This is a genomic window from Phenylobacterium sp. (assembly GCF_037138395.1).
Classification (GTDB): Bacteria; Pseudomonadota; Alphaproteobacteria; order Caulobacterales; family Caulobacteraceae; genus Phenylobacterium.
The window spans coordinates 1-10,270 of record NZ_JBAXIM010000091.1 but is presented as its reverse complement, the minus strand read 5'-3'; the positions used below and the strand labels follow the sequence as shown (position 1 = coordinate 10,270).

Sequence of the window (10,270 nt, the reverse complement as noted above, 5' to 3'; positions counted from 1 at the left end):
TCGTCGGAGTATTCCCTGATACTCATCTCGAACCGCTGCTTCCAGAGCACCACGCCGAGGATGACGTGGAGGAGCAGGGCCAGAAGGCCGGCAATCAGGAAACCCTTGCCACGCTTCGGCGGCGGGACGTCGAAGGGGTTGTGGATCGGGTGGGTGATCTCTTCAGCCATGCTCCGCCCCTCAATCCTTCTTGTCTTCGCCGACGAGGGCCACACTGTAGAAGCCGTTGTCCTGGAGCGAGTTCATGACACCCATGAAATCGCCGTACATCACGTCCTTATCCGCGCGGATGAAGATCCGCTCCTTCCCGGGGCTCCGCTTCTCACCCAGTTGGATGCGAAGCGTAGATCCGAGTTCAGTCAGATCAGTGGGATTGTCCCCGATAAAGAGACGACCGCCTGGCTGGACCGAGATGTAGACCGGCTTGGGGGGATTTTGGGCCGGTTTCGCAACCGCATTCGGCAGGGCAATCTTCACGTTCACGGCCGCCATGGGCGCCGCCACCATGAAGATGATCAGGAGAACCAACATGATGTCCACAAAGGGAGTCACGTTGATCTCACTGTTCGCCTCTACCGCGTACTTGCCACCCCCAGAACCCGAGAGTTTGGCTCCCATCTGGATCAGGCCCCCTTGTCGAGCTGCCGCGAGAGGCTGTTCATCAGTTCAGCCACGAAGGATTCCGACCGACCGCCAAAGCCCGAGATGCGGGTCTGGAAATAGTTGTAAAAGATAACTGCGGGGATGGCGGTGAACAGACCAATACCGGTGGCCAGCAGGGCTTCGGCGATGCCGGGCGCCACGACAGCCAGGTTGGTGGTGTTGGTGTTCGCGATGCCGATGAACGAGTTCATGATCCCGTACACGGTACCGAACAGGCCGATAAACGGACCGGACGAACCGACCGAGGCCAGGAACTGCATGCCCGAGGACAGGCGCTTGCCGAGGGTCGACTGGACCGCGCTCACCGCAGCTTCCGCCCGGTGAAGGGTGGTTTCACGGTGTTCGCCAGAGATATGGAGGCCGGCCTGACGGGACAGTTCGACTTCCTGGACGGCCGCGGCAGTCATGTCGGCCAGCGGGTTGCCAGCGAAGTCCTCGGAGAGAGCCGTGCGACCCGCTTCCGAATAGGTCTTGGAACCGCGGAAGGCTTCCATGAAGCCATTGGCGGCCTTCTCCATGCTGTTGAACTCGATGATCTTGGTCACAAGCAGGAACCAGGAGATGACCGAGCAGAGGAGCAGGCCCAGCATGACCACCTTCACGACGAGGGTGGCGCTGCCGAACATGCCCATGACGGTGAGCTTGCCGGCATTTTCCATCTGCGGCGGGTCAGCCGATTCAGCAGCCGCGACAGGCACGGCTGGGGTTAGGGCGGGGGCGGCAGCGTCGGCGGTAGCCACAGCGGCCGATGCGGTAGCCTGGGCAGTAGGCGCGGGCGCCTGCGCAAAGGCCGGGACGCTCACCATCAGCGCTACGGCGCCAATAAGAGCGAGAAACGGAGTCTTGAATTTGATGTCGATCATTTGTCGCCAGTTCCTGGTTGGTCTAGCACGTTTGGACCTAAGGGTCGCCGCGCGAGAGCGTCTCTACCCCAAATGAATGGCCCACCTCCGTCCCCCTGGAACCGCCCGGATCAACCGGATTGTCCAAGACGACGGCGATAAAGCCGCTTTCGCTACCCCGACCCCTGACAGCGACCCGGACCCCTGAGGGTCCCGACCTCGTCTCGACTCCGGGCACTGCGCTATCCGCCTCGCGGCCTCCAGCACCTTACCAACAAGTTAGACTTGCCGTGCCTCTCCTTTGGCAACCCGTTTTTCGCCGGTCAAGTGGAATAGGGCCATCCGGGCGTCCATCGACCGGATTCCGAGGTGGTGGCCCGACTTCCGGACCCCGCCCCTGGACCGGACATCGGATTTGCAGCCCGGACGGGGAAGGTCCACACTCGAAACAGGAGGATTTCAGAATGGCACATATTCGCAGTCTCACCGCCGTCTCGGCCGGATTCGTGGCCCTGATGCTCGCAGCGGCAGCGGCGGCACCGCCGCCGCCGTCCGCTCCGCCAGTGACGTCTGGGGCGCCCAAGACCCAGCCTGGAGCCCCGATGGAGAAGGCCAAACCCAAAATGGTCTGCCAGGAATCCCCGCAGATCGGCTCGCACTTCAAGCGCAAGATCTGCGCCACGCCGGAGGAATGGGAGGCCCGTCGCCTGCGTGACCAGCAAGAAATGCAGCGAATGGGCGATCGCGCCGCGGGATGCGGAGGCAGCGCCAATCCCTGCTGAACCGGTGACGAGGTGGCTGAGTACGCGGCCGCCGGCTGAAGTCGGCGACCCAAGCATGCCCGCCGTCCGGGATTTTCGGGAGAGGCTGAAAATGGTGCCTGGGGCCGGAATCGAACCCGCGACACGCGGATTTTCAATCCGCTGCTCTACCAACTGAGCTACCCAGGCGCGACGCCTCGCGGGTCGAAGGCGGTTCTATAGAAGAGGCCCCGCGACTTGTCTGCGCGCAGGTGGAACAGATGGGCTTATACTTCCGCAGGAAGGTCTGCGCCACACCCGAGGCGTGGGAGGCCCGCCGCCGTCGGGATGCGGTCCAGTTGGAGCGCATGGGCGACCAGGGCTCCGGCTGCGGCGGGGTGACGAATCCCAGCTGATTGACCCCTTCATCCGGTCGGAAGAATGGCCCTCAGGCGGGGGGCGGGCCGCGAGGCGCCGGGAAGGCGAGTGGAGCGACCGACTCGCCGGCGGAGCCTGAGGTCACCATCCTGTAGAGTGGCTTGCCTGCAGGACCATAGGTGATGACCTCGGTGACCAGGACCATCGTGAAGAGGGCCGCAAGTCCGCCCACCCAGGCCGGATGAACCCGGCCTGCATTCCTGCGGTCCAGCAGGATGGCGACCACTGGGAAGATGAGGCTGACCGCAATGGTCATTTCCCACGCCCAGGGCATGAAGGCGGGAGAGGGAATGAGACGGGCGATCCCGGGGCCCAGCAGGGCGACCATCGCGCAGAAGTGAAGCCGGGCGTGCCAGTCGGTGTTGCGGCGACGGGCGACCGCCCAAAGGGTGAGACCGGCGAAGGTGAGAAGGCTGGCCGTGTCGAGGACCAGGAATTGGAGCGGCCTGTAGAAGAAGGGCGTATCTGCCCTGCGGACCATGTCCACGACCACAATGACGCCCAGGAGGAGCATCAAGGGCATCCAGGCCATGGCGAGCCAGCCGAGGCGGCGGTGCCAGATCCCTGCGCCGCGCGCCGAAAGCGCCGTCTGCGCCAGATAGATCGCCAGCCAACCCATGAAGACCACGGCGTGGGCGTGGACGACCAGGGGTGCCTCAAAGCTCGATCGACCGGCGAGCAAGTGGGCGCCAAAGCCGGCGACGGTGACCCCCGTCATGGCAATCGCACCCATGACAAAAAGTCTGCGGTCGGCTGGAAGCGTCTGGGCGCTCCCAATGTTCCTGTCCAGCATCTGAATCTCCTCGGCCCTTCCGCCGACGAATAGGGGTGGCGACGACGGGCGGACAGGGCCCTTGCGCCCGGCCATTCGCCCGGGGCCGGAGGCTATCACACCACACCTTCCCCCGGGGGACTTTTCACGACCCGCAGAGGCTGGGCGCCTCACCTCTCGACGACCGCCCACGCCTGGCGCAGCCCGCAATCCTGCAGAGGGCCCAGCCCGACCCACATCATGGCTTGAATCCCGGACCTGTCCGTCCAGGAGGCCTTCCAGTTCGAGGCCGGACTGAGCCCTCCGGAGGGCTTCGTGAACACCGCCCGCAGAACAATGTCGAAGGCCGGACGCACCGACTGAACCAGCGCCGCAATAAGATCATGAAAAGAAATGGTGCCTGGGGCCGGAATCGAACCAGCGACACGCGGATTTTCAATCCGCTGCTCTACCAACTGAGCTACCCAGGCGCGACGCCTCGCGGGTCGAAGGCGGTTCTATAGAAGAGGCCCCGCGCCGTGTCCAGCGAGGCCAGTTCAGGTGTCTTCGTCCCTTCCGGCGTCCTCGTCATCAAGCTCGTCCCCCGGCAGGACATAGCTTCCTGATAGCCAGCGCTGCAGGTCCACATGGGCGCACCGAGACGAGCAGAAGGGCCGGTACTTCGGCTCCGCAGGCTTCTTGCAGATGGGACAGGCAGTCGTCACGGCTGAACCCTCAGGGGACACTGATCTCAAAGCGGTCCCGGGGCCAGTCGGCCTCGACCCCAGGTTTAAAGCGGGCGCCCATCCGCCCGGCCAGGCGGTCGACGAGGGGCCAGGCCAGCCTGGCGATTGCCGGGGCCGCCTGGATCTTTACGACCCGGCCCGTCTCGGCCTCGGCCTCGCTCTCGGCCCGGCGGACCAGCCTCTGGGCCAGGGTGCGGTCGCTGGGCGCGCCGCCGGGTTCGAGCAGGATCTCGGCCAGGGCCCGGGTGCGGCGAGGAACCGTCAGTTCCAGGGTCCCGAAGCGGCTGACCGGCCCGAAGGCGACCCCGGGATTGTCGACGGAAAAGGCGTTGCGGGCGGCATTCAGGAGGGCGGTCCCGTCATGGCCACGCCCGGCCAGGTCAATGACCACGAGTCCGCCCAGTCCCTTCAGCCGCAGCAGGCGCGCCGTCTCGGCGATGGCGGTCAGGTTGAGCTGGCGCAACAGGGACTTGGGATCCGGCCCCTTGCGAGGACCCAGGTCCACGTCCACCGCCACCAGGGCGCGGGTGGGTTCGATGACCAGGACGCCTCCGCCCGGCAGGACGTGGTCCTCGGTCAGGGCCGCCTCTTCCGCTGCATCCGCCATCCGGCGGGCCTCGGCTCCGGTCACGACCTCCCGGCTGCGGACCAGGTGAGCCAGGCGATCAGCCACCGTGGGCCCAGGTGCCAGGAGCCGCACCGGCGCCTCGGCGGGACCCGTTGCACGCACCGCCGCCAGCTTGCCGGGCCGGGGGGCGGCGCGCACCTCGACCTCCAGCATCTCGCCCTCCACGGGGCGGCGGTCGGGGGGATAGTCCAGAAGGCCCTCGATCCCCTCGCCCAGGTCCACGAAGGCCGAGGCGAAGGCCGGCTCAACCCTGCGCACCCGGGCGGCGATCCGGGCACCGGGTTGCAGGCGTGGGTCGTCGTCGTCCCGGGCCAGCATCAGGTGCTCGGGTCGTCCGTCCAGGGTGACGACGCCCCGGATCTCACCGGGTGTTGTGTCCAGGTAGGCCCGGCGTGCGCTCATGGCCGACGCCATCCCAGGCCCTTCAGCAGGGTCTCAGTCTCGTGCAGGGGCAAGCCCACCACCGCCGGCCAGGAGCCGCTGAGCGACAGGATGAAGGCCCCGGCCAGCCCCTGTATTCCGTAGCCGCCGGCCTTGCCCACCCCCTCGCCGCTGTCGACATAGGCGCGGATGTCGGCCTCGGTCAGGCGACGCATTTTCAGGCGGGTCTCCACCACCCGGTCGCCCCGCCGGCCGCCGGGCCCGCGGACACTGACCCCGGTGACCACCCGGTGCGCCCGTCCCGACAGCAACTTGAGACACCGGGCCACCTCGTCGGCGTCGGCGGCCTTGGGCAGGATCCGGCGTCCCACCGACACCACGGTGTCGGCGGCCAGGACATAGTCATCGGGATGGGTGGCGGCGACGGCCTCGACCTTAGCGGCGGACAGGCGCGCGGCCAGCCGCCGGGGAAGCTCGTCCTTCAGCGGGGTCTCGTCGATGTCCGAGGGAACGATGAGGTCCGGCGAAATACCGATGGCGGCGAGCAGGTCCTTGCGACGCGGGCTCTCGGAAGCCAGGACCAGCCTTGGGGGCATGGCGGCTCTAGCGGACCCGGAAGGTGATGCGCCCCTTGGAGAGGTCGTAGGGGGTCATGGCCACGAGCACCTTGTCGCCCGCCGACACCCGGATGCGGTTCTTGCGCATCTTTCCGGCAGTGTGGGCGATGATCTCGTGATCATTCTCGAGCTTCACGCGGAAGGTGGCGTTGGGCAGCACCTCGCTGACGGTGCCTGGAAACTCGAGGGGTTCTTCCTTGGCCATGCAGGCTCCACATTTGGGATCGACGAAAACGGCCCCCGGACCTGCGGAATCGCGGGTGAACGAGCCGGAAGTCTCCACCTATAGCTTAAGTCGCCCGCCAAGGTCGACTGCCCAGGCGCAGGGCCCGCCCCTCAGCCCTTCCAGTGCAGGGCGGTAATCAGGGTGAAGAGCCGGCGCGCCGTGTCCATGTCGGTCTCGACCTTGCCCGCCAGCCGCCGCTGCAAGAGCTCGCTGGCCTCGTTGTGGAGGCCCCTGCGTCCCATGTCGAGGGCCTCGATCTGCGACGGCGTGGCCTGCCGGATGGCCTGGTAATAGCTTTCGCAGATCATGAAATAGTCCCGGATCAGTCCCCGGAAGGGCGACAGCGAAAGGATGTGCCGCCGCTGGTAGTCCGGGCCGGAGACGTCGAGCATCAGCCGGTTTTCGATCAGTCCCATGTGTAGGTCGTAGGGCCCGCCGGCTGCGCCCTCCGGGGCGAAATAGTTCTGCTCCAGCAGGTCGAAGATCGCGATCTTCCGCTCCTGCTCCTGGTCGCGCGAGACCGCCGCGAGGGACTCATCGTCCAGCTCGACGTTCTGCAGGCGCTGGAGGGTGCGGTCAGGCTCGGCCATGTCCGGTTCGCAAGCTACTGTCCGATCCTAGAGCAAACCGCGCATGGCCGTCACCCGCCCCGGCTGAGGCGCAGGGCGGCCGAGCGCGCGTGGGCGGGCAGGCCCTCGGCCTCGGCCAGGGCGACGGTATGCGGGCCCAGTATGGCGAAACCGCCCTCACCGGCCCGGACGAGCGAGGTGCGCTTCAGAAAGTCGTAGATTGAAAGGCCCGAAGAGAACCGCGCCGCCCGGCTGGTCGGCAGGACGTGGTTCGACCCGGCCACATAGTCCCCCAGGGCCTCCGGCGTGTAACGCCCCAGGAAGATGGCCCCGGCGTGACGGATCCGGTTCGACAGGGCCTCCGGGTCGGCGATGGCCAGCTCGACATGCTCCGGGGCCAGGCGATCCACCAGGGCAGCGGTCTCGTCCAGCGGCGCCAGGATCACCGCCCCGTGGTCAGCCCAGGACCGTGCGGCGGTCTCGCCGGTGGCCAGGGTCTTCAGCTGCGCCTCGACCTCGGCGACCACCCGGTCGGCGAAGGCGGCATCATCAGTGATCAGGATCGACTGGGCGGCAGGGTCATGCTCGGCCTGCGACAGCAGGTCGGCGGCGATCCAGGCCGGGTCATTTGCCGCATCCGCCACCACAACGATCTCAGACGGGCCGGCCAGGGCGTCGATGCCCACCTGGCCATAGACCCGCCGCTTGGCCGCAGTCACCCAGGCATTGCCCGGCCCGACGATCTTGTCCACCGGCCGGATGGGCCCCGCGCCATAGGCCAGGGCCGCCACGGCCTGGGCCCCGCCAACCCGCCAGATCTCCGAGACCCCCGCGGCATGGGCTGCCGCCAGGACGGCGGGCTGCAGTCGTCCGGGCGGGGTCACCATGGCGATCCGGCCCACCCCTGCGGCCCGGGCGGGCACGGCGTTCATGAGTACCGTCGAGGGATAGGCCGCCCGGCCGCCGGGCACGTAGATCCCCACCGAGTCCAGGGGCGTCCAGCGCCAGCCCAGCTCGACCCCCGCCTCGTCGGTAAAGCGGACGTCAGCCGGCCTCTGGCGGGCGTGGTAGGCCTCGATGCGCCGGGCGGCAAAGGCTATGGCCTCCCGCACCTTGGGCGCGCAGGCCGCTGCGCCCTCGGCGATCTCCTCGGCGCTGACCCCCAGGCCCTCGGCGTCCAGATCCACCCCGTCAAAGCGGCGGGTGAAGTCCAGCAGGGCCTCCAGGCCCCGGGCACGGACCGCGTCCAGCACCTCGCGCACGGCGGCGTCCACCGTCTCCGGTGTGTCCCGCCGGGCGTCGGCGAAGGCGCCGAACTGAGCGGCGAAATCGGCGTCCTGAAAGTTGAAGCGGCGCATGAGGCCTATCTAGACCCGGCGGCGGCGCGAGGCCATGGGGCGGGCGCCACAGTCGCCAGGAATCCCGCTGGCCTCCGACATCGTCGTCAGTCTTCGTGCCGGGGTTCAGACTTCGCCGGCCAGGGCTCGGAGAGATCGGCCAGCACCAGGTCCAGGCACTCGACCTCCACGGCCAGGTCCCCATCCCCCGCAAAGCGGAAGACCAACCGCCCGCCAGGCGCCTCGCCGGGCTCGAAGGTCAGGGTCAGGAGCTCGACCACCGCCTCCCGCGCATTTCGCCTCAGACGGCGGGCCTGGACCCCAAGGACAGAGCCCACCTGCACCGCCGCGCGCACGCGCTCCGGCTCGGGGGCCCCCCAGCGATAGCGGTTCAGCGCCAGGGTCAGGCGCCGGGTCTGCGCTTCCCAGGTGATGTCGCCGATCTTCAGCACGGCGTCCTGCAGGGCCGCGGCCAAGACCTCCAGGTCCTCGGCATCCTCCGCCAGGAGCTTCAGGGCCGTCGCCTTGGGGGGCTGTTTCGCCACGTCCGTCCGTCTCCACCGTTCCTTGCGGGTTCTAGACCGGCGGGCAGGAGTCGCAAGGGGGATCGGCGGTGTCGGCCGGCGGGGGCGGCACCGGGGCCTTGCGCCGGCGCAGGTTGGACCTCAGGGCCTGGGCCCGCCGGGCCTCACGCCGGGCCGCCTCGGGGGCATCTGCAGGAGGGCGCGTCGACTTCACGGTCCGTGGGATGCGGCCTGGCACCGCCGGGGTCAAGCCGGGCCCTCGGGCAGGGCTACCTTTTTCCCCTTCCCGTCCGGCGCGGCTTTGGCTATAGCCGCCGCCTCGCCTTTCGCCGCCGTAGCTCAGTGGTAGAGCGCATCCTTGGTAAGGCTGAGGTCGGCAGTTCAATCCTGCCCGGCGGCACCAGGTATCCCCCTCCAGAGAAACATCTTCCCCTTCCGGGGCCCCCCGCGGTCGTAGGCCCATTGCCAACTGAGGGGGTCTACGGCCCCCCAGCAAACCCCCTCCGGCCCGCTGCGCGGTCCACCTCCCCCTGGGGGGAGGAATTGGAGAGCCAATTACTCCCCCAAGGGGGAGCTCCCGGCGACGCCGGGAGAGGGGGTCAACCCACCTCTCCCATCATATTTTATCCGGGTAATATTGACTCCCCGCCTAGGCGCGCCTAGAGCGGCGTCATGACCCAGGACCTCTTCACCGCCTTCCACCACGGCCGCCGCATCGCCTCGGGCGAGCTTGTCGCCGTCCTCGCCGCCGCCCGCGCGGCCCTGTCCTCGGACTCCGTCGAGCCCCTGGTCTTCAGCGACCATACCGGCGCCCTCCAGTCCCTGGCGCCGCCCCGGGAGGCACCCGCCAGTCCCGGTCGCGGACGGCCGCGCCTGGGAGTCTCTGCCCGGGAGGTTACCCTCCTGCCCCGGCACTGGGACTGGCTCTCCGCCCAGCCCGGCGGGGCCTCCGCCGCCCTGCGCCGCCTGGTGGAGGCCGCTGCCCGCGCCCCTGAAGCCCCGGAGGCCGCCCGCCGCCGCGCCGCCGACGCCACCTACGCTGTGCTGAACGTCCTCGCCGGCGACGCCCCCGGTGCCGAGGCCGCCGTCCGCGCCCTCTACGCCGGTGACGGGGCCGCCTTCGCGGGCGAGACCGCCGCCTGGCCCGGAGACGTGCGCGACTACCTCGCCCGCCTCGCCGCCCCGGCCCTCAGCGGGGCCGAGACCCAGACCGGCTGAGGGCCTCGGCCTCCAGGGCGTGCTCGGCCTTCAGGGTCTCCAGGGCCAGTCGACGGGCAGCATCGCAGGCCGCAATCTGGGCCCCCCGGCGGACATAGCCTTCATCAAGGTCGGCCCGGCTCGCCCCCGGCGGCAGGACGTAGGCCTCGCAGGGCGCCTCCGCTGCCGGCGGGGGCGTCAGCTGAGGCAGGGCGGCAGGCGAGGCCGGGGGCCGCGTCGCACAGCCCGCGGTCAGCCCGGCGAAGCTCAGCCAGGCGGTCAGGATCCAGGGGCGCATCGGCATCCTCCAGGTGGTTGAGGGCGTCGATCCGCGCCCGGGTCTCGGTTTCCAGTTTCAGGGCCGCGCGGGAGGCGGCCTCGGCCCGGGCCAGCTGGCCCCGCACACCCTCCGCCTCCAGGGCCGAGCGGGCCGCCTGGGCCCGCAGGGCGGAGGCCTCGGCCAGCAGGGGCGCGGCCCCGGCCCTTCGCCCCGCCTCCCACAGCCGCGCTGCCGACAGGGCCAGGACTAGGGCCGCGACAAGGCCCAGGGCCAGCCTCAGCCCCGCCATCCCTCCGAAGGTCAGCCCCTTCACGACCCGCCCTCCCCGGGG

At 69.0% G+C, this 10,270-nt stretch carries 14 protein-coding genes and 3 tRNA genes; 4 read left to right on the top strand and 13 right to left on the bottom strand.

The features are described from left to right. Positions 1-180: 180 nt before the first annotated feature. Positions 181-618, bottom strand: coding sequence for a biopolymer transporter ExbD (locus WCJ52_RS08555; protein WP_336902883.1), 438 nt, complete (start codon positions 616-618; stop codon positions 181-183). A 5-nt stretch (positions 619-623) separates the two neighbouring features. Next, complete coding sequence (locus WCJ52_RS08550; RefSeq protein WP_336902882.1) at positions 624-1,526, bottom strand: MotA/TolQ/ExbB proton channel family protein; 903 nt, start codon at positions 1,524-1,526, stop codon at positions 624-626. A 443-nt stretch (positions 1,527-1,969) separates the two neighbouring features. Between WCJ52_RS08550 and WCJ52_RS08545 the strand changes: the two genes are divergently transcribed. Further along, complete coding sequence (locus WCJ52_RS08545; RefSeq protein ID WP_336902881.1) at positions 1,970-2,287, top strand: hypothetical protein; 318 nt, start codon at positions 1,970-1,972, stop codon at positions 2,285-2,287. 92 nt (positions 2,288-2,379) lie between these two features. Here the strand turns inward: WCJ52_RS08545 and WCJ52_RS08540 are convergent. Next, positions 2,380-2,455 (bottom strand) — tRNA-Phe (locus WCJ52_RS08540). 71 nt (positions 2,456-2,526) lie between these two features. Here WCJ52_RS08540 and WCJ52_RS08535 point away from each other — a divergent pair. After that, on the top strand, positions 2,527-2,661 hold the full coding sequence (locus WCJ52_RS08535; RefSeq protein ID WP_336902880.1) for a hypothetical protein: 135 nt from the start codon (positions 2,527-2,529) through the stop codon (positions 2,659-2,661). 32 nt (positions 2,662-2,693) lie between these two features. Here the strand turns inward: WCJ52_RS08535 and WCJ52_RS08530 are convergent, their stop codons facing one another. The 9 genes from WCJ52_RS08530 to WCJ52_RS08490 all read right to left on the bottom strand — a co-directional run bounded on the left by WCJ52_RS08530 (position 2,694) and on the right by WCJ52_RS08490 (position 8,483). After that, the gene (locus tag WCJ52_RS08530) at positions 2,694-3,476 is read right to left on the bottom strand and encodes a hypothetical protein (protein WP_336902879.1); all 783 of its coding nucleotides are present in this window, start codon (positions 3,474-3,476) and stop codon (positions 2,694-2,696) included. Positions 3,477-3,849: 373 nt separating this feature from the next. Beyond that, positions 3,850-3,925: transfer RNA gene (locus WCJ52_RS08525), tRNA-Phe, on the bottom strand. Positions 3,926-3,991: 66 nt separating this feature from the next. After that, positions 3,992-4,159 carry a DNA gyrase inhibitor YacG gene (gene yacG, locus WCJ52_RS08520; protein ID WP_336902878.1) on the bottom strand — a complete coding sequence of 56 codons (168 nt, stop codon included), beginning with the start codon at positions 4,157-4,159 and terminating at the stop codon, positions 3,992-3,994. A 10-nt stretch (positions 4,160-4,169) separates the two neighbouring features. Then, the gene (locus WCJ52_RS08515) at positions 4,170-5,210 is read right to left on the bottom strand and encodes a ribonuclease E/G (RefSeq protein WP_336902877.1); all 1,041 of its coding nucleotides are present in this window, start codon (positions 5,208-5,210) and stop codon (positions 4,170-4,172) included. Next, positions 5,207-5,785, bottom strand: coding sequence for a Maf family protein (locus WCJ52_RS08510; RefSeq protein ID WP_336902876.1), 579 nt, complete (start codon positions 5,783-5,785; stop codon positions 5,207-5,209). Before WCJ52_RS08510 ends, WCJ52_RS08515 begins: the two co-directional genes overlap by 4 nt. Before the next feature lie 7 nt (positions 5,786-5,792). After that, positions 5,793-6,011 carry a translation initiation factor IF-1 gene (infA, locus tag WCJ52_RS08505; protein ID WP_336902875.1) on the bottom strand — a complete coding sequence of 73 codons (219 nt, stop codon included), beginning with the start codon at positions 6,009-6,011 and terminating at the stop codon, positions 5,793-5,795. 131 nt (positions 6,012-6,142) lie between these two features. Beyond that, positions 6,143-6,622: a UPF0262 family protein gene (locus WCJ52_RS08500; RefSeq protein ID WP_336902874.1), complete on the bottom strand. Its 480-nt coding sequence runs from the start codon at positions 6,620-6,622 to the stop codon at positions 6,143-6,145. A 50-nt stretch (positions 6,623-6,672) separates the two neighbouring features. Continuing rightward, on the bottom strand, positions 6,673-7,959 hold the full coding sequence (gene hisD / locus WCJ52_RS08495) for a histidinol dehydrogenase (RefSeq protein WP_336902873.1): 1,287 nt from the start codon (positions 7,957-7,959) through the stop codon (positions 6,673-6,675). Positions 7,960-8,045: 86 nt separating this feature from the next. Then, positions 8,046-8,483 (bottom strand): DUF2948 family protein, encoded by a 438-nt coding sequence (locus WCJ52_RS08490; RefSeq protein ID WP_336902872.1) that lies wholly within the window; start codon positions 8,481-8,483, stop codon positions 8,046-8,048. Positions 8,484-8,790: 307 nt separating this feature from the next. On the opposite strand from WCJ52_RS08490, the gene WCJ52_RS08485 reads away from it, so the two are divergent. Then, a tRNA-Thr gene (locus WCJ52_RS08485) sits at positions 8,791-8,865 on the top strand. Between the two features lie 269 nt (positions 8,866-9,134). Continuing rightward, a complete protein-coding gene (locus WCJ52_RS08480) occupies positions 9,135-9,680 on the top strand; it encodes a DUF2239 family protein (protein ID WP_336902871.1) in 546 nt (181 codons plus the stop codon). A 104-nt stretch (positions 9,681-9,784) separates the two neighbouring features. Here WCJ52_RS08480 and WCJ52_RS08475 read toward each other — a convergent pair. Continuing rightward, positions 9,785-10,270 (bottom strand): hypothetical protein (locus WCJ52_RS08475; RefSeq protein WP_336902870.1); only part of this gene is annotated, 486 nt, incomplete at its 5' end.